This window comes from Duganella flavida (genome assembly GCF_009857445.1).
Classification (GTDB): domain Bacteria; phylum Pseudomonadota; class Gammaproteobacteria; order Burkholderiales; family Burkholderiaceae_D; genus Rugamonas; species Rugamonas flavida.
The window spans coordinates 197,347-214,661 of record NZ_WWCN01000008.1 but is presented as its reverse complement, the minus strand read 5'-3'; the positions used below and the strand labels follow the sequence as shown (position 1 = coordinate 214,661).

16 protein-coding genes are annotated in these 17,315 nt (G+C 61.9%); 2 read left to right on the top strand and 14 right to left on the bottom strand.

Annotation, left to right across the window (positions count from 1 at the left end; all coding sequences use genetic code 11):
• Position 1 precedes the first annotated feature (1 nt).
• The 4 genes from GTP46_RS14685 to GTP46_RS14670 all read right to left on the bottom strand — a co-directional run bounded on the left by GTP46_RS14685 (position 2) and on the right by GTP46_RS14670 (position 3,143).
• A complete protein-coding gene (locus GTP46_RS14685; protein WP_161007375.1) occupies positions 2 to 1,714 on the bottom strand; it encodes a putative bifunctional diguanylate cyclase/phosphodiesterase in 1,713 nt (570 codons plus the stop codon).
• A gap of 50 nt (positions 1,715 to 1,764) precedes the next feature.
• A complete protein-coding gene (locus tag GTP46_RS14680; protein WP_161007374.1) occupies positions 1,765 to 2,325 on the bottom strand; it encodes a TetR/AcrR family transcriptional regulator in 561 nt (186 codons plus the stop codon).
• Between the two features lie 17 nt (positions 2,326 to 2,342).
• Positions 2,343 to 2,810, bottom strand: coding sequence for a nuclear transport factor 2 family protein (locus tag GTP46_RS14675; protein WP_161007373.1), 468 nt, complete (start codon positions 2,808 to 2,810; stop codon positions 2,343 to 2,345).
• Between the two features lie 75 nt (positions 2,811 to 2,885).
• Positions 2,886 to 3,143 carry a helix-turn-helix domain-containing protein gene (locus GTP46_RS14670; RefSeq protein ID WP_161007372.1) on the bottom strand — a complete coding sequence of 86 codons (258 nt, stop codon included), beginning with the start codon at positions 3,141 to 3,143 and terminating at the stop codon, positions 2,886 to 2,888.
• Positions 3,144 to 3,192: 49 nt separating this feature from the next.
• Between GTP46_RS14670 and GTP46_RS14665 the strand changes: the two genes are divergently transcribed.
• Positions 3,193 to 5,502, top strand: a complete 2,310-nt coding sequence (locus GTP46_RS14665) for an FdhF/YdeP family oxidoreductase (RefSeq protein WP_161007371.1) — start codon at positions 3,193 to 3,195, stop codon at positions 5,500 to 5,502.
• A gap of 201 nt (positions 5,503 to 5,703) precedes the next feature.
• Here GTP46_RS14665 and fdhD read toward each other — a convergent pair whose 3' ends face one another.
• From fdhD to GTP46_RS14615, 10 genes are all read right to left on the bottom strand, one after another.
• Positions 5,704 to 6,507, bottom strand: a complete 804-nt coding sequence (gene fdhD / locus GTP46_RS14660) for a formate dehydrogenase accessory sulfurtransferase FdhD (RefSeq protein ID WP_161007370.1) — start codon at positions 6,505 to 6,507, stop codon at positions 5,704 to 5,706.
• 56 nt (positions 6,508 to 6,563) lie between these two features.
• Positions 6,564 to 7,334 carry a GNAT family N-acetyltransferase gene (locus GTP46_RS14655; protein WP_161007369.1) on the bottom strand — a complete coding sequence of 257 codons (771 nt, stop codon included), beginning with the start codon at positions 7,332 to 7,334 and terminating at the stop codon, positions 6,564 to 6,566.
• Positions 7,335 to 7,433: 99 nt separating this feature from the next.
• Positions 7,434 to 8,993, bottom strand: a complete 1,560-nt coding sequence (locus GTP46_RS14650) for a serine hydrolase (RefSeq protein WP_161007368.1) — start codon at positions 8,991 to 8,993, stop codon at positions 7,434 to 7,436.
• 5 nt (positions 8,994 to 8,998) lie between these two features.
• Positions 8,999 to 9,523 (bottom strand): hypothetical protein, encoded by a 525-nt coding sequence (locus GTP46_RS14645; RefSeq protein WP_161007367.1) that lies wholly within the window; start codon positions 9,521 to 9,523, stop codon positions 8,999 to 9,001.
• 38 nt (positions 9,524 to 9,561) lie between these two features.
• Positions 9,562 to 9,936 carry a response regulator gene (locus GTP46_RS14640; protein WP_161007366.1) on the bottom strand — a complete coding sequence of 125 codons (375 nt, stop codon included), beginning with the start codon at positions 9,934 to 9,936 and terminating at the stop codon, positions 9,562 to 9,564.
• Positions 9,933 to 12,581 carry an ATP-binding protein gene (locus GTP46_RS14635; protein ID WP_229258946.1) on the bottom strand — a complete coding sequence of 883 codons (2,649 nt, stop codon included), beginning with the start codon at positions 12,579 to 12,581 and terminating at the stop codon, positions 9,933 to 9,935. Before GTP46_RS14635 ends, GTP46_RS14640 begins: the two co-directional genes overlap by 4 nt.
• Before the next feature lie 13 nt (positions 12,582 to 12,594).
• Complete coding sequence (locus tag GTP46_RS14630) at positions 12,595 to 13,332, bottom strand: transporter substrate-binding domain-containing protein (RefSeq protein ID WP_229258945.1); 738 nt, start codon at positions 13,330 to 13,332, stop codon at positions 12,595 to 12,597.
• A 48-nt stretch (positions 13,333 to 13,380) separates the two neighbouring features.
• Positions 13,381 to 14,835, bottom strand: a complete 1,455-nt coding sequence (locus GTP46_RS14625; protein ID WP_161007365.1) for a Ppx/GppA phosphatase family protein — start codon at positions 14,833 to 14,835, stop codon at positions 13,381 to 13,383.
• Between the two features lie 54 nt (positions 14,836 to 14,889).
• On the bottom strand, positions 14,890 to 16,053 hold the full coding sequence (locus tag GTP46_RS14620; RefSeq protein WP_161007364.1) for a GGDEF domain-containing protein: 1,164 nt from the start codon (positions 16,051 to 16,053) through the stop codon (positions 14,890 to 14,892).
• 28 nt (positions 16,054 to 16,081) lie between these two features.
• Complete coding sequence (locus GTP46_RS14615; protein WP_161007363.1) at positions 16,082 to 16,357, bottom strand: hypothetical protein; 276 nt, start codon at positions 16,355 to 16,357, stop codon at positions 16,082 to 16,084.
• A gap of 114 nt (positions 16,358 to 16,471) precedes the next feature.
• Here GTP46_RS14615 and GTP46_RS14610 point away from each other — a divergent pair, with 114 nt between their 5' ends.
• Complete coding sequence (locus GTP46_RS14610; protein WP_161007362.1) at positions 16,472 to 17,194, top strand: fused MFS/spermidine synthase; 723 nt, start codon at positions 16,472 to 16,474, stop codon at positions 17,192 to 17,194.
• Positions 17,195 to 17,315: the final 121 nt, after the last annotated feature.

Genomic DNA, 17,315 nt, shown 5'->3' with positions numbered 1-17,315 from the left:
CTTAAGCAGCAGCGTGTTCATGCAGCCACGCCGTGGCTGCATCAGCCGGCATCGCTGCCGTGTATAGATACCCCTGGAATGCGCCGCAGCCGATGTCGCCGAGGAAGGCCGCCTGCTCCGCGCTTTCCACGCCCTCCGCCACCACGTTCAGCCGCAGGTCATGCGCCAGCTGGATCACCAGCTTGACCACCGCATCGGCGTCACCGCTGTCCGGCACACCGAGCAAAAAACTCTTATCCAGCTTGATGGTATTGACCGGCAGTGCGCGCAGATAACTGAGCGAGGAATAGCCGGTGCCGAAATCGTCCAGCGCCACCATGAAGCCCTGTGCGCGTAGCTGCTCAATGATATTGCTGCCGTTGCGCTCCAGCTCTATCGCATCGCGCTCAGTGAGTTCGATTTCCACATCGTCGGCTTCCACCCCGCACTCGGCCAGCGCCGCCAGCAGCTGCACGATATAACCGGCATTCTGCAACTCTTTGGCGCAGGTGTTGATACAGATGTGAATGCCGTCCAGCCCCGCGTCACGCCAGTGGCGCAGTTGCGCAAAGGCGTGCCGCGCCACCCAGCAGCCAAGTTCCGGCAACAAGCCCATCTCGCCCGCCAGCCCGATCGCATATTCCACCGGCTGCTGCCCCAGGTAGCCGGGCAGGCGCAGCAAGGCTTCCATCGCCACCGTGTGACCGGAACGGTTCAGTATCGGCTGGTAGACCAGGTCGCAGCACTTGTCCGTGATCAGGTGCCGCAGCTCATGATGATCGGCGTTTTTGCGGTGCGCCACTTCGTCCAGCGCTTCGGTGTAATAGTGATAGCGGTTGCGGCCCGCATTCTTGGCGTGGTACAGCGCCTGGTCGGCCCTCTTCAGCAAATTGTCCGACGTGACGGCGTCCCCCGGGCAGACCGCGATACCAATGCTGGCGCTGATGTTGACTTCGCGCTCGCCGATCATGAACGGCTTGGCCAGCTCGCTCAGCAGCTTGTCCGCCAACAGGCCGCCGCTGGCCGGCGACGGCGCGTACAACTGCATGAGCCCGAACTCGTCGCCGCCAAGCCGCGCCACGTAATCGCTGGCGCGGCTGCTGTCGCGGATGCGCTGCGCGGCCATCCGCAGCAGCAAATCGCCGGCATGGTGGCCCAGCACATCATTGACTTCCTTGAACTGGTCGAGGTCTATCATCATCAGCAATAGCAGCTCGCCGGTGCGCTCGGCCAGCGACACCATTTCCGAACGCCGCGTGTCGAAAGCGGCGCGATTCGACAGCCCGGTCAGCACATCGATAGTGGCCAGGCGACGGATTTCATCTTGCGCCAGCTTGCGCTCGGTGATGTCACGCAGGATTTTCAGGTAGCCGCTGGGCTTGCCGTTCTCGCCTGGAATAGGTGTGAGCACGCCGTCGGCCCAGAACATGGAGCCATCGCGCCGCAGGTGCCAGCGGTAGTCGGAAGCGCGGTCCCACTGCGCCGCCTGCTGCATCTCGCGCTGGTGCTCGCCTTCGGTCTGGTCGTCCACGGTGAACAGCCGGTCCATATTGAGACCGATAATTTCCTGCGGCGCGTAGCCGAAAATCAGCTCGGCGCCAAGGTTCCAACTGTTGATGAGGCCCTGCGTATCGACAGTGAAAATGGCGAAGTCGCGCACGTTCAGGTAAATCTGGCGCAGCAGCACCTCCGGCGGCAGGTCGGGCGCAATTACAGAAGTCAGAGGAGGAGTCATGGCAGTGGCCGTCGGCTAAAACAAGTTAGACCACAGCCCCGCCGATGAGTTCACACAGCGTTCAGCCGCTGCTCCATGCGGGCCAGCGCGCGCATGAACAACTCCGGCTCATCGGCCGCGCGCGCCAGCACCAGCGCGCCCTGGATGCCGCCAACCACGTCCTCGGCCAACGCCAGCGCCGTGCCTTCGTGGTGGCCGCCGCGTTGCAAGGCGTGCGCCAGCGCCTGCACCCATTCGGCAAAATACGACTGCACCTTGACGGCAAACCGGTCGCGCTCCAGCCCGAGCGCAAACACGCCCACCAGGCACACTTTGCGGCCGGACAGGAAGTAACGCCCAACCGCCTTGAACATGTCGGCCACGCCCAGCCGCACATCGGCGGCGGCGCGCAGCGGCGCGAACACCTGGCTGCGGAACCAGCCATCGATCTCGTCGAGCACGGCTTCGGCCATCTCCTCTTTCCCGCCGGGGAAAAAATTATAGATGCTGCCTTTGCCCAACCCCGTGCCTTCGCTGATGCGCGCCAGGCTGGCGCCTTCAAAACCGTAGGTGCGGAACACCTCGGCCAGCAGCGGCACGGCATCGCTGCGTTCACCCATTACTCGTGGCATGTTTTACAAACCTGAATTTAAAAACCTAAGTCGCTCAGCCCCGCATGGTCAGCCGGGCGCGGTGCATTGATATCCCAATGGAATTTGCGCTCCGAGGCGGCGATCGGGTGTTCGTTGATGCTGGCCAGGCGGCGCTGCATCAAGCCGTCCTCCGCGAACTCCCAGTTTTCGTTGCCGTAGGCGCGATACCACTGGCCGGAATCGTCATGGTATTCGTAGGCGAAGCGAACTGCAATGCGGTTGCCGTCATGCGCCCACAATTCCTTGATCAGACGGTACTCCAGCTCGCGCGTCCATTTGCGCTGCAGCAGGCCGACGATGGCGGCGCGGCCGGTAACGAATTCGGCACGGTTGCGCCAATAGCAGTCTTCCGTGTAAGCCAGCGAGACCTTCTCGGGATTGCGGGTATTCCAGCCATCCTCGGCGGCGCGGACTTTCTGGATGGCGGTTTCACGGGTGAACGGTGGCAGTGGCGGACGGCTCATGACAGCTCCTTCTTAAGTTGTACCAATCGGTACAATCACTTTAAACCTCAGTCCGGCAAGATGCAAGAAAAAATTTTAAGCGCGCAGCTGATGCGCCAGTTCGCGGCCCGGCGGGGTGAGCTGGACAGTGCCGCTGATGCCGCCCTCCTCCAGCACCAGCGTCACCAGTCCGGCTTCTTCCAGCATGGTCAGCTGGCGGCGCAGCACGCTCATCGGACGCTGCGCCTGCTTGCTCAACCGGGCCAGCGAGCACTGCTTGTCCGGACGCTCGATTTCCATCTGCAGCAGCGCGTCCAGCACGCCGGCCAGGGCGGCCATGGTTTGCTCGTCCATACTCTTCAGCTCGTTTAAGAAATTCACAATTTTGCACTATACTCAGTTTATGAACAAAAAAACTGAAGGTCACATCGAAGCCTATACCCATCCTGCAGCCGGCTGGGGCGCTTTGAAGCAAGTGGCGATTAACCTGGTGCGTGAGAAGGTCGCGGGCGGCAACTACAAAACACTACTCAAGCAAAACCAGCCGGATGGCTTTGACTGCCCCGGCTGCGCATGGCCCGACCGCGAACACGCCTCCACCTTTGAATTTTGCGAAAACGGCGTCAAGGCAGTGGCAGCGGAAGCCACCGGAAAACGCGTGCGGCCCGAATTTTTCGCCGCCCACACCGTCACCGAACTGCTGGCACAATCAGACTACGAACTGGAACAGCACGGCCGCCTGACCGATCCGATGGTGTACGACGCCGCCAGCGACAAATACCAGCCTATCGCCTGGGACGATGCATTCGCGCTGATGGCACGCCACCTCAAGGCCCTGCCCGATCCCGACCAGGCGACGTTTTACACCTCCGGCCGCACCGGCAATGAAGCGGCCTTCCTGTTCCAGCTGTTCGTGCGCATGTACGGCACCAATAACTTCCCGGACTGCTCCAACATGTGCCACGAGCCGACCAGCCGTGGGCTGCCGGGCACTGTCGGCATCGGCAAAGGCACCGTCACACTGGAGGATTTCGAGCACACCGACACGCTGCTGATCTTCGGCCAGAATCCCGCCACCAACCATCCGCGCATGATGAATGAACTGCGCGATGCGGCACGGCGCGGCGCCACCATCGTTTCGATCAATCCGCTGCGCGAGCGCGGACTGGAACGCTTCACCAGCCCCGCGCACGCGCTGGAAATGCTGACCGGCTCCAGCACCCAGATCAGCACTTTGTTCATCCAGCCCAAACTAGCCGGCGACTTCGCGCTGGTCAAGGCCATGGCCAAACGGTTAGTAGAGCGCGACGATGAAGCGCTGGCCGCAGGTCTGCCGGGCCTGCTGGACCGCGACTTCATCGTCCAGCACACCAGCGGCTACGACGCCTTTGAACAAGACCTGCGCGCCGAAAGCTGGGATGTGCTGTTGCAGGAATCGGGCGTGCCGCGCGCGCAGATCGAGCAACTGAGCGACATCTACATCAAAGGCAAGAACGTCATCAGCACCTGGGGCATGGGCCTGACCCAGCACAAGAACGCACTGAAGACCATCCAGATGCTGTCCAACCTGATGATGATGCGCGGGCAAATCGGCCGTCTGGGCGCGGGCCTGTGCCCGGTGCGCGGCCACTCCAACGTGCAGGGCGACCGCACCATGGGCATCGAAGAAAAGCCGGCCAAGGCCTTCCTCGACCGCCTGCAAAAAGTCTTTCACTTCGAGCCGCCGCGCGAGCACGGGCTGGACACCGTCGACAGCATCCAGGCCATGCTGGATGGCCGCGTCAAAGTCTTCTTCGGCATGGGCGGCAATTTTGCCATGGCCACGCCGGACACGCCGCTCACCTTCGACGCGCTGCGCAAGTGCGACCTGACCGTGCACGTGGCAACCAAACTGAATCGCAGCCACCTCGTGATGGGCAAGGACGCGCTGATCCTGCCCACGCTGGGCCGCACCGAGATCGACCTGCAAAACGGCGTGCCGCAAGGCGTGACGGTGGAAGATTCGATGAGCATGGTGCACCTGTCCTTCGGCATGAACAAGCCAGCCTCGGACAACCTGCTGTCGGAAACCGCCATCGTCGCCAGGCTGGCGCACGCCACGCTGGGCAGCGGCAAAGTGGACTGGCTAGGCGCCGCATCCGATTACGCCAGCATCCGCGACATGATCGAAAAAGTGTTCGACGACTTCCACGATTTCAACGCACGCGTGGCGCATCCGGGCGGCTTCCATTTGCGCGTAGCCTCGCGCGAGCGTGACTGGCGCACGCCGAGCGGCCGCGCCCAGTTCGTGCCGCATGCGGTCGATCTGGACACGCCGATCCACCGCGCCCGCGCCATACATGGCGAGCGCCTGATGGTGCTGATGACCGCACGCTCGCACGACCAGTACAACACCACCATCTACGGCCTGGATGACCGCTATCGCGGCGTGTTTGGCCTGCGCCGCGTGGTCTTCATCAACAAAGAAGATTTGGTTTTATTAGGCTTGAAGAACGGCGAATACGTCGACCTGGTCAGCGTCTGGGAAGACGACGTCACGCGCCGCGCCGACCGATTCCTGCTGGTGGAATACGACATCCCACGCGGCTGCCTCGGCGCCTACTTCCCCGAGACCAACGGCCTGGTCCCCCTCCACAGCACCGCCGACGGCGCCGGCACCCCGACCTCCAAGTCCATCCCAGTCTTGCTGGAGCGCTCCGGCATTACTGGATAGCGATGATAAGGTTTGTAGCTTTTATTTTAGGTATTGCACTGTGCGGCCACGCCCCTGCCATACCCATCCGGGCTTATTTGAGCGTGCATCCAAGCTGCATGCACATCTCCAGATACAGTCCCGGGTGTCGCGGGGAACATCCGTCAAGCTACGCGTTCCAGCCCATCTTGCCTATGTACGCAGATTGTTGATACCGTTTAGTTAGGTGTATTCGACGCAGCCGTCTTGCCGGCAGAAGCTGACTAGTTTGATGCCGGCTTCGGCGGCGATGTCGATGGCCAGGGTGCTGGGCGCGGAAATCGTCGCCAACATCGGGATGTTCATGCGGGCAGCTTTGCGTACTAACTCGTAGCTGGCGCGGCTGGACATGAAGACGAAGCCGCGTTGCATGTCCACGCCTTCCAAGGCCAGATGGCCGATCAGTTTATCCAATGCGTTGTGGCGGCCGACGTCTTCACACACCCGCAGCACCGCGCCGTCCGCGCTGCACCACGCTGCTGCGTGTACGCCGCCGGTGGCGCGTTGCAATTCCTGGTATTGCCCCAGCTCAGATGCAGCGCGCGCGATGGCCGGCTGCAATGGCCCGGCCAGCGGTGCGGCTTCGATGCGTTCGGGCTGCAAATCCAGCAGTTCCAGGCTCTCGATACCGCACACGCCGCAGCCGCTGCGCCCCGCCATCGAGCGGCGCTGCTGTTTGAGCTGCACGAATTCCTGGGTGGCGATGGTGATGTCGATCTCGAAGCTGCGCGCATGTTCGCGCACTTCAATATCGAAAACATCGGAAGCCTGGGACACTAGTCCTTCGGTCAGGGCAAAGCCCATTGCAAACGGCTGGAGGTCACGCGGCGTGACCATCATGACGGCATGCGAGATGCCATTGAAAACCAGCGCGACCGGCACTTCTTCGATCACGCGGTCGGTGGTGCGAGCGGCGTCCGCACCGCGATGGCGCGTTACCGGGCGTTCCTGAAAACCCGCCTTGTCCGACTCCAGATCCAACTTCATCGCAGCCCCGCAGAATAAGCACAACGGCTTATTCTACACGGGGCCGCACAACCACGTCAGGCAGCCTGCTGCTCGCCGACGCCATAGTGGCGGGCGTAGCGCGAATCCAGGTTCGCCAGTGGCATCAGCAGGAACAGGTCGGCCGATTCGAAATCAGGATCCCATGCAGGATCACCGCAAATCCACGCGCCCGAACGCATATAGCCTTTCAACAGCGCAGGCACTTGCGGTTTCTGCGCGGCTTCCAGTTTCGAGAACGGGAACGGCAGGTGCGGGGTGACGCGGTATTCAATCGGCGCCAGGTTCTTGGCGATCAGTTGCTGGTACACGGCGACCGCATTGTGACCGCCATCGGCCAGCGAGATGCTGGCGCAGCCGACCAGGAATTCGGCGTTCTCACGGCGCATGTACTCGGCCAGGCCGGACCACAGCAGCATGATCACGCTGCCGCCACGATAATCTGGGTGGATGCAGGCGCGGCCTGCTTCCACGATGCGGCCACGGATGTTATTCAGGCGGCCCAGGTCAAACTCGCCTTCCGAATACAGGCGACCCAGCTTGCGTGCGCGGTTGGCGCTCAGCAGACGGTAGGTGCCGACGACCATCAGGCTGTCGGCGTCGCGGACGATCAGGTGGTCGCAGTGTTCGTCGAATTCGTCGCTATCGAGACCATCAGCGTTTTGCAGCGCGCTCAGGCCCATCGTGTCGATAAACACCTTGTAGCGCAGGCGCTGGACTTCGCGCAGTTCTTCCGGCGTGCTTGCCATACTGAGAACCAGCTTGCCAGACGCTGCTCGGACGTCCGCTTGTATGATCGAGGTTTGCATGCTTCATCCCTTTTATGATGTGGAAGACGAAGCAAGCGTAACCAGCGAATACTTCAAGAAAATGACAGCAAAATGTCATTTTCGTGACATGTTGTTTTTTTAATGCCCAGGCACCCGCGTGAAGGTATCTTCATCGTATTTGAGCGCGGCGATGCTGCCGTCAACGGCTGTGACGAACACGAATTTGTCCCAGCCGTTGATGCCCACGCCCAGCCGCGTGCGGAAGGTATCGTAGTGCCATTGTTCGAGTCGGCCCGTCATTTCGGCCGCAGTGCCGAAGCGGATCACCAGGCTGTCGCCATCCAGCGTCACCACTGCATCGCCCCACGCCGGATGGCGGTAGGTGCCAGCGTAATCGGCCAGCGGGTGGCTATGCTTGGTGCCGGCGATGCGCTTGGCGTCTTCGGCATCCTGCTTGGCGTGCTTTTCTTTTTTCAGGCCGCCGTACAGGGCCAGTGCCTCGCCATTCCAGTCGCGTGACGCAGCGCCAGAGTACACGTCCAGCACTTTCCACATCAGCGCATGTCGAAATTCCGCGTGATCGAGGTTACCGAAGATGTAGACGCCCAATTTGGCATCCGGCAGCAGGCCGATGATGGAGGTACGTCCGTTCATGCTCCCGGTATGCATGGCGACGAACTGGCCACGGTAATCCTGCAGGAACCATCCAAAGCCGTAGGCGGTGAAATGGGGCTTGGTCAAGGCGGTGGTCGGGTAGCCGAATTGCTCCTGCTGGACCGCCAGCTGCGGCGTGAATAGCTCCTTGAAATTAGCCTCGCTCACCAGCTGCTTGTCATTCACTTTGCCACCTGCAAGCAGGAAGGCTAGCCACTTGCCGGCATCGTGGGCGTTCGACCATGCGGCGCCGGCGGCGGGCACAATGTCGACCGAGCTATCAGGAACGGTACGCACTACGCCGTCGATTTCCGCGTGCGGGATCGACACGTTGGTGCGCTTCGCAGCCAGCATCTTGAGCATGGTCGGCGCGCTCTCGCTCATGCCGATGGGCGCCATGATGCGGGTGGCGATGAAGTCTTCCCAGCGCTTGCCCGATACCGCTTCAATCACCTGGCCGGCAACCTGGTACATCACGTTGTTGTAGACGAAATCGGAACGCAGGGCTGCCGTGGCGGGCACGTATTCCAGCCTGCGCAGCACTTCTTGCGTGTCCATGTCTTCGCGCGCCCACAGGAAGTCGGCATCCTGCACGCCGCTGCTGTGGCGCAGCGTATCGCGTATGGTGACGTGTTCGGTCAGGTAGGTGTTCGGCAGGCGCAGCTTGGGCAGATACTTGATGACCGGATCATCCCAAGCCAGCTTGCCTTCATCAACCAGCATGGCCAGCGCCAGCGCGGTCATGGCTTTGGTGGTCGACATCATGCCGAACATGGTGTGCATGTCGACCTTGCCCGGCTTGCCGATCTCGCGCACGCCGAAGCCTTTTTCGTAGACCACACCTTTATCGTTCACCACGACGATGGACAGCCCCGGAACCCTCCAGTCGCTCATGCCCTTGGCAATGAATGCATCCAGTTCGCTGCTGGCTGCAGCGACGGAGACTGCCGCCGGCTGCTTGTCTGCCGCAGTGGCGGGCATGATGCTGCCCACCGCCGCTGCCAACGCCACGGCGAGTGCGATATTCCAGCCGAGAGCGCGCATGGTGCTTAGGCTTTCTTTGGACGGCCGGTCTTCAGTTGCGGCAGGCTAGCCAGCACTTTCTTCAGGGTGGCGAGGTCGATCTGGGCGATCAGGGCAACGCCGACGCGCAGCAGCTCGCTCTTCTTGACTTCAAAACCGGCTTTCAACGCGGTCTTCTTCACTTGGCTCAGCACTGCGTATTCGGCTTCCGGCATGGTGAAGCTGTCGCGCACCAGTTTTTCTTTGATGGCTTTCACTTTCACTTCAGGAGCGGCTGGCTTGGCGGCGACTTTCGGCTTGGCGGCGGCTTTTGGAGCAGCTTTTGGTGCGGCTTTCGGTGCGGCGGCTTTCGGCGCCGGCTTTGCGGCTGGTTTGGCAACAACCTTGGTCGCTGGCTTCGCAGCAGCAGTTTTCGGCGCCGGTTTTACGGCGGCTTTCACGGCTGGCTTGACGGCGGCTTTCGGCGCTGGCTTAGCTGCGGGTTTCGCGGCAGGCTTGGCGGCGGCGACGGTTTTGGTTGCGGCGGTTTTCGGGGCTGCTTTGGTGGCCATACTCACTCCAATTTAATCAACAATATAAATAGTATATATCATTTCAGGTGAACTGCTACACGGCTGAACAGTTGATCGGGATTCACCGGCTTGCGCAGAAAATCTACCGCCCCCACGCTGCGCCCCATCGCCTCGTCTTCCTGCAGGCTTTTAGCGGTCAAAAACACCACCGGAATGGCTGCGCTGGAGGGATCGGCTTTCAGGCGACGGCAAGTCTCGAAGCCGTCCACGTCCGGCATCATGATATCAAGCAGGATCAAGTCCACCTTGGACGACGCCACGATCTGCAGCGCTGTCGCGCCGCTGGTGGCCACCTTGGTGTTGTACTTATCCTTCAACAGACCGGAGATCAGTGTGATGTTGTCCGGCGTGTCGTCGACAATCAGCACCGTTGATCGATGAATCGTATTCATGTTGTCTCCTGTTTTTTGATTGCTTCGCCCAGCAGCTTGCTGGCCGCTTCAAATTCGTATTGCTCCATATGGTGATTCAAGCGCGCCATCTCCGACGGCGTCAGCGCAGTCGCCAGACAGGCCTGCACGCGCGCGAAATAATCCACGCTCTCACCACTGAATTCCGCCAGTAGCGCCGCCAGGTCCAGCATCGCCTGCCGCGCATTGCCCGTGCTGGCATAGGCTGCACCTTCGCCCGGCTCCTGCAACGGCGGCACCGGCGGAATCACCTTCATCGACATACCCAGCCAGCGCGATAACACGCTATACAAACGTTGCGGATCGATCGGTTTAGTGATGTAGTCCTGCATACCCTCTTCAATGCAGCGCGCCTGCATCCCAGCCAATGCGTTCGACGTCACGGCGATAATCGGCAACTCGCTGAAACGGCTGTCCACTCGCAGCAGGCGCGTTGCCTCGTGGCCGTCCATCACTGGCATGCCGAGATCCATCAGCACCAGGTCATAGGCGCGCGGACCGGCCTCCATCAACCTCGCTACCGCTTGACGGCCGTTGTCCACCACTTCCACATCCAGCCCTTGCAGCTCCAACAGCGCGCGCGTGACGTCCTGATTGTCGGCGCTGTCTTCGGCCAGCAGCACGCGCGCAGTACGGCGCGGTGACGCGTCCAGCCGCAAGTCACCCACCGGACCGTTGTGCAGCGCCGATTGCACCGCCAGCGCCGCAGCATCGGACAAATCAAACGGCAGGTCGAAATGGAACGTCGAACCGCGATCGACCTCGCTCTGCACCTCGATATTCCCGCCCATCAGCCGCACCAGCTGCTGCGAAATTGACAGGCCCAGACCAGTGCCGCCGTACTGGCGCGTGGTCGAGCCATTGGCTTGACTGAAGGCGCGGAACAAGCGCGATTTCTGCTGCGCCGTCATGCCGATGCCGGTATCGCTGACGGTGAAGCGCACCACCGTCTTGCCGTCGCTCTGGTCGAGTAGCTCGCAGCGCAATTCCAGTTTGCCCTCCAGTGTGAACTTGACCGCGTTATTCACCAGGTTAATCAGCACTTGCCCCAGCCGCAGCGGATCGCCCACCAGATAGCGCGGCACCTCCGGCGCCATACCGATCACGAAGGTCAACCGCTTGTCGGCTGCGCGCTGCGCCGTCACGCTGTTCACGCTCACCAGCACATCCTCCAGCGAAAACGGAATCGCCTCTACTTCCAGTCGCCCTGCCTCGATCTTGGAAAAATCGAGAATGTCGTTAATGATGCCCAGCAGCGTCAAGGCGGCGCGATGAATTTTGCTAATGTAATCGTGTTGGCGCGCCGTCATCTCGGTGCGCAGTGCCAGGTAGGCCATGCCGATTACGGCGCTCATTGGTGTACGGATCTCGTGGCTCATATTCGCCAAAAATTCCGACTTGGCGATGTTGGCCGCTTCCGCCATTGCATTCGCGTTCACCAGTTTTTGCTCGCGCTCGCGGCGCTCGCTGATGTCGCGGATGAAGGCGCAGAACTCGAAGCCTTCGCGTTCCTCTGCCTTCACCTGCGTAATCGCCAGTTCAATCGGGAATTCCTCGCCGTTGCGGCGCAGGGCATACACCTCGATGCGCGTGGCCAGTACGCCACTGCTGCTACCGCCACTGAGATAGCGCTGCATGCCGCGCTTGTGGTCATAGCGGAAGCGCGGCGGGATGATGGTCTTGTCCAGCTCAAGCCCCAGTGCCTCCTCGCGTGGCCAGCCGAAAATCATCTCCGCCTGCTTGTTCCAGCCGACGATGCGCCCCTCCAGGTCCATACGCACCACCGCATCCAGCGCCGTATCGACGATGGTTTGCAGCTTGGCCTGGCTGTCGCGCGCCTGCTGCATGCTGCGGCTCAGTTCCGCCGTACGGTCGCTAATGCGGTGCTCCAGTTGTGCATTCAGGTCGCGCAGTTCGCGCTCGGCGTCGCGCAATCGCGTCATGGTGTCACGGAAGCGCAGCACCGCATCCGACAGGCGGCCTACCTGGTCGGCGCGGCCCAAGCCGGACAGCTTGATATCGGTCTCGCCGCGCGTCAGCTTTTCCAGCCCGATGCGAATGTCAGCAAACGGCCGCGCCGCGCGCCGTCCGACGATAAAGATGGAGAGCACGATGCCCAGCGCCAGCAACAGGTTAGCCGCCACCGTGTTGACGATCTGGCGCTGCAAGTCCGCATCCATCTGCTGGCGCGAATACGCCAGGTCGATCGAACCGACCGGATAGCTGCGGCGCGCATCGCTAAACTGGATCTCGCGCCGCACGTGGATCGATGATACCGGCTCCTTCATCGGCGATACATAGCTGGCCAGCTCCGCGCCGTTCGGTCCAAGCACGCGCAGCACCAGCACTTCCGGCGTCGCACCGGAGGCATCGACCACGCTGGACACCGCCGCACTATTGATGTCGAACAGTGGCCGCGCCAGCGCCTGCGACAGCACCGCCGCCAGCCGTTCGGCGCGTTCGCGCAGGTTTTGTTCGGCCTCGCTGCGCAAGGTGCGCATCACATAGGTCGTGTAAATGGCGGTGGAAATCGCCACCGCGAGAAAAATCCCAAAGCCCAGCCGCAGCAGGATATTGCGCCGCCACGCCAGCCGCAGCGACGCGAACGGACCGCCGCCGGACGCCATCTTGTCCCGCGTGTTAATGGCGGACTCCCTCGGCCTGCGCCAGCTTTTTGTAGGCCGGGCTATTGCGCACCTGCTCCACAGCGCTCCAGATTTGCGCCGCCAGCTGCGGCTTGGACGCCACCAGCGCGTGCGACAAAATCAGGAAGTACGGCTTTTCGATGATGGGTATCGGCAGTTGCTCCAGCTGCGGCGCCAGCGGGCCACGCATCAAACCGGCGGCGTCGCTGCCGCCCAACGCCGCTGCCGCCAGCCGTCCGGCGATCAGTTTGCGCGCCAGTTCGTCGGCACGCTGGCTGCCCTCATCCACTTCCAGGTTCTGCGCGCGCAGCACGTCGCCCACCGAATAGCCAAGCTGGAAGCCGATTGCGCCATCGAGATTGCTGAAATGCTTGCCATCCCAATCCACCTTGCTGCCCTTGCGGCGCAAGAGCACATACGTATCAATGTGCATACGCTTGCCGGTGTCGATATTTTCGCCGCCCGGATATTCCCCAAGCTCGCGCCGGTCAGGCTTGTAGCTGACGGCGAACGCACCATCCACCGCATTGGCCTTCAGCTGCGCCAGGCAGCGCTTCCACGGGATGCTCTGGAAATCAAACTGCACATCGATGCGCTGTTCGACCAGTTTGAGTAATTCGAAATTGAGGCCGCCGCCCTTCTCGGTGCGCCACGGCAGCACGTCCTGCGCTTCAAAACACAGGGTCACGGTTTCTTTGGCCACTGCGGCCGCCGGTAGCGACAAGACTAGCATTATGCAAGTGCAAAAGTGCGTCATCCTGTCGAACATATGGGCTCCCGGTTAGCCGCTGGTGCGGATAGTGAAGTCTACACCGACTTCGTCCCACTGCTCCTGCTCCTTCTCCAGCCAGTAGGATAATGTGGGGTGCTCGGCCACCCATTCGCGCCGGATTTCCAGCTCGATGCGGCTCTTGAAACGCAGCTTGATCTGGGTGAAGTCGATATCGATCCGCGAGTGCATGAACAGCACCGCCAGCCGCAGGGCCACGATGGCCTTGGCGAAGTCCGGTTCGGCCAGCAGCTCCACCACCTTGCGCAGATTGCCCTTGTGCGCCACGATCATGCAGCTCATCACACGCTGCTCGCGCGAAGTGAAGCCCGGCAGGTCAGCGTTCTCGATGATGTAGGCGGCGTGCTTGTGGTAGCCGGTGTGCGACACCACCATGCCCATTTCGTGCAGCAGCGCGCTCCAGTACAGGTGGCGGCCGTATAGATCGGTCGACGGCTTGGTCTGGGCGTACAACGCCAGCGCATCGTCGGCCACGCGGTTGGCACGGCGCTCATCGACATGGAAGCGCTGTACGCAAGCCTGCACCGATTGTTCGCGGCGATCGCGCTTGGTGGAACGCAGGTGCAAGTCCCACATCACGCCCATGCGCAGGCCTGCTTCGATCGGCACTACCTGCGGGATACCCAGCTCGCGCACCAGGCCTAACAAAATCGCCAACCCGCCGATGATGGTGGAGGCGCGGTCCGGTTTCAGGCCTGGCATGTCGATCTTGCTTACATGGCCGTATTCGATGAAGCGCTGCTTGAGCGCTTCCAGCGTCTGCAAATTGACTTCCTTGCCCAAGCCGTTCTTGACGATGATATCGGCGATGGTGCGCGCGGTGCCGGAAGAACCGTAGCACTGCTTCCAGAATTGCGGCAGGTACGGCGGCGCGGCGTCTTCAAAATGGCTGCGCGCCGACAGGATGGCCGCTTCGAACGACGGCCCATCTACACGCCCGCCGATGAAGAACGACAGGCTTTGCTTCACCGTGCCGACGCTGAACGATTCAACCTTGTCGATTTCCTGCCCACGGCCGAGGATCAGCTCCGTGGAGCCACCGCCGATGTCGATCACCAGCCGCCGTTCGCCGGGCAGGTTGACCGAGTGCGCCACGCCCATGTAGATCAAGCGGCCCTCCTCCTCGCCGGAGATGATCTCGATCGGGTGGCCGATAGCCAGTTCGGCCTCCGGCAAGAAAGCGTTGGAATTGCGCGCCACGCGCATGGCGGAAGTGGCGACCACGCGCACCGCATCCAGCTTGTAGCCGGCCAGCACAGCGCGGAAGTTTTTCAGGCAGTTGAGGGCCGATTGCATGGCGGCCGGCGTCAGGTTGCCGTCCTTGTCCAGTCCAGCGGCCAGGCGGATCGGCTCACGCACGCTTTTCAGAACGCGTATTACCTCGCCATCATGCTTGCCGATGTGGAGGCGAAAACTATTGGAACCTAGGTCTACAGCTGCATACATATTAGGAATCTGACTAAACGATTTATATCATTATAAGACGATAAGCCCGATTTGTTACAGCTTGATGACTTCGGCCTCCATTACGCGGTTATGGCCTGCCTGTTTTGCGGCTTGCAGCGCCTCGTCGGCACGTTTGAACAGGCTAACGGTGGTGTCTTCGGCGCGGATCACGGTCACACCCAGGCTGGCCGTCATATTGATCACAGCCTTCTCGGCCTTCACCGGCAGCGCGGCGACAGCGTTGCGGATACGCTCCGCCACCATGGTCGCATCCTCAATCGAGGTACGCGGCAGCAGCACGGCGAATTCGGCGCCGCCCAGGCGGCCCATCTGATCCGAGTCGCGCAGTTGCTTTTTGCAGACATCGACCATGGCCTTCAGCACCATGTCGCCGGCCGGATGGCCATAACTGTCGTTGACGCGCTTGAACTGGTCGAGGTTGAGCACAATCAGCGAGGTCGGCATGCCGGGACGGCGCGCCAGTGCGATCCATGGCGTCAGCGCCTGGTAAAAACCGCGCCGGTTGGGCACATCGGTCAAGGGATCGACCACTTCCAGCCGCGCCAGCTCGCCCTGCGACTGCTCGCGCACCAGCAGCAAATAGCCGAAAGCGTTGCTCAGCATCATCAAATACACGGCAACCACGCCCACGCCCTGTACCATCAGCGTGCTGATGCCGTTGACGCCTTCCGGCAACAGCGACCACAGCCCGCGCAGCACCACGGCGGCGCTCAGCACCAGCATGGCCGTCACCAGGTAGCGCCGCAGCGGGGTACCGGTGCGCCAGCCGCGTCCCAGCGCAGCGGCGCCGGCCACAAAGAAGAAGCCCGCTGCCACCGAACCGATGGCGATGCGCACACCGGCCGGGGCTTGCAGCAGCCACGCACCCGCATACAAACCAATGGAGGCGCCCAGCGCCGGCAACAGGTATTGCCGCCACACGCGCCGTCCGGCCTGCTCCCATAGCGCCGAAGCGTCGAGCGCAAAGCCGGCAAACAGCACCGCGTTAGCAAAGGGAATGGTCAGGAAATCGGGCAGGACGCCGCGGAAATACAACAGGCCCCAAGCCACGGCCTGGCACTGCTTGGCCCAGGTCCAGGTGGCGTGCACGCGTGCGGCGTTGCCGCTGCGCCGTGCGCCTGCCTCAAAAAAGAATAGCGCCGCGTACAGGCTGAGATTGCCCAGCGCCAGCGCCAACAACAAGGTTTTTATATCCATGACCGTGGCCCGATCTCAGTCCGAGACCTCAGACCTCGTGTTCCACATTGCTACTGCCGTCGCCCATCTTGCTGGCCCAGGCTTGGGTGAAGAAGATCTTTTCATCCTCGGTCGGGCTGTCGTGCCAGAACACGATCAGCGTGCCCTTGTGGTCGTGCAGCTGGCTGACCTTCTCGATGAAGCTCTGCTTGCCGGCCAGATCGGCCAGTGCCGCCACGTAGCCGTAGACGCGGCTCAGGCGCTCCAGGCGGTCCGGCTCGGTGAAGCTATTGGTGGCGGTAAGCGTAGGGTGGTCTAAAAACATCGTATCTCTCTCCAAGGTGGCCGCCGGAGGGGCTGGCCTGTGCTAACGCCATGCTACTATGATTCCCTACGTAAATCCACAATCCAACAAAACTTGACGCCCCCCACCAAGCCCATGCTGCGCCCCCAAGTCCACACGCACGGCGACAAGCGCCGCTTGGAGTTCCAGCCCGGCATGGTGCAGAGCGAGATGCGCTTGTCGCGGCCCGATGACCTGGTGCTCAGCTACGTGCGCGCCATGATGTGCTTTGTGCTGTTTCATCCACAGCCCGAGCATATCTTGATGGTGGGGCTGGGCGGCGGCTCGCTGGCCAAGTTCTGCTACCGCTATTTGCCGCAGTGCCGCATCACGGTGCTGGAACTGAACCCGGACGTGATCGCCTTGCGCGAGCAGTTCGCCATCCCGCGCGACAACGCCCGCTTCCGTGTGATCCAGGCCGATGCGGTCGAGTACATGGCCGAGCTGGACAACAGTGCCGACGTGCTGCTGGTGGACGGCTTCGACGCCGAGGGCTTGCCGCCGGCGCTGGGCAGCGTCGCCTTCTACAACGACTGCCGCCGCGCCTTGCGCCCGGGCGGCGTGATGGTGACCAATATCTTCAGCTACGACCCGAATTACAGCGTCATGCTGCGCCGCCTGCGGCAAGTGTTCGCCGGCCGCATCTGCTGGTTCCACGGCATAGCCGGCAACAACCGCATCCTGTTTGCGGTCAAGGGTGGCGGCGCTTCGCCGGCGCTGGCCATGCAGCAGAAAGTGGCGCGCACCGGCGGCCTCGCTCTGCCCCTGCTGAACCGCCTGCTGGCGCACTGGATCGTACTCAAAATGCGCTGGGCCTGAGGCCAAGCTGAGACCAATCCGAGCGTGGTGTTTTAACAAATGAGTCTGTCACCACGGCATGTTTTGTGACACACTAGCTATCAATCCTGCGGCCCCCAGCCCCGTCCGCGCCCTGCTACCC

Bases quoted from the DNA above. Each gene is read 5' to 3' on its own strand.
- GTP46_RS14670 (WP_161007372.1), bottom strand. From the start codon at position 3,143: ATGGACGAGCAAACCATGGCCGCCCTGGCCGGCGTGCTGGACGCGCTG.
- GTP46_RS14625 (WP_161007365.1), bottom strand. From the start codon at position 14,835: ATGTATGCAGCTGTAGACCTAGGTTCCAATAGTTTTCGCCTCCACATC.
- GTP46_RS14610 (WP_161007362.1), top strand. From the start codon at position 16,472: ATGCTGCGCCCCCAAGTCCACACGCACGGCGACAAGCGCCGCTTGGAG.
- GTP46_RS14680 (WP_161007374.1), bottom strand. From the start codon at position 2,325: ATGCCACGAGTAATGGGTGAACGCAGCGATGCCGTGCCGCTGCTGGCC.
- fdhD (WP_161007370.1), bottom strand. From the start codon at position 6,507: ATGAAGTTGGATCTGGAGTCGGACAAGGCGGGTTTTCAGGAACGCCCG.
- GTP46_RS14655 (WP_161007369.1), bottom strand. From the start codon at position 7,334: ATGCAAACCTCGATCATACAAGCGGACGTCCGAGCAGCGTCTGGCAAG.
- GTP46_RS14685 (WP_161007375.1), bottom strand. From the start codon at position 1,714: ATGACTCCTCCTCTGACTTCTGTAATTGCGCCCGACCTGCCGCCGGAG.
- GTP46_RS14650 (WP_161007368.1), bottom strand. From the start codon at position 8,993: ATGCGCGCTCTCGGCTGGAATATCGCACTCGCCGTGGCGTTGGCAGCG.
- GTP46_RS14630 (WP_229258945.1), bottom strand. From the start codon at position 13,332: ATGCTAGTCTTGTCGCTACCGGCGGCCGCAGTGGCCAAAGAAACCGTG.
- GTP46_RS14635 (WP_229258946.1), bottom strand. From the start codon at position 12,581: ATGGCGTCCGGCGGCGGTCCGTTCGCGTCGCTGCGGCTGGCGTGGCGG.
- GTP46_RS14615 (WP_161007363.1), bottom strand. From the start codon at position 16,357: ATGTTTTTAGACCACCCTACGCTTACCGCCACCAATAGCTTCACCGAG.
- GTP46_RS14640 (WP_161007366.1), bottom strand. From the start codon at position 9,936: ATGAATACGATTCATCGATCAACGGTGCTGATTGTCGACGACACGCCG.
- GTP46_RS14645 (WP_161007367.1), bottom strand. From the start codon at position 9,523: ATGGCCACCAAAGCAGCCCCGAAAACCGCCGCAACCAAAACCGTCGCC.
- GTP46_RS14675 (WP_161007373.1), bottom strand. From the start codon at position 2,810: ATGAGCCGTCCGCCACTGCCACCGTTCACCCGTGAAACCGCCATCCAG.
- GTP46_RS14665 (WP_161007371.1), top strand. From the start codon at position 3,193: ATGAACAAAAAAACTGAAGGTCACATCGAAGCCTATACCCATCCTGCA.
- GTP46_RS14620 (WP_161007364.1), bottom strand. From the start codon at position 16,053: ATGGATATAAAAACCTTGTTGTTGGCGCTGGCGCTGGGCAATCTCAGC.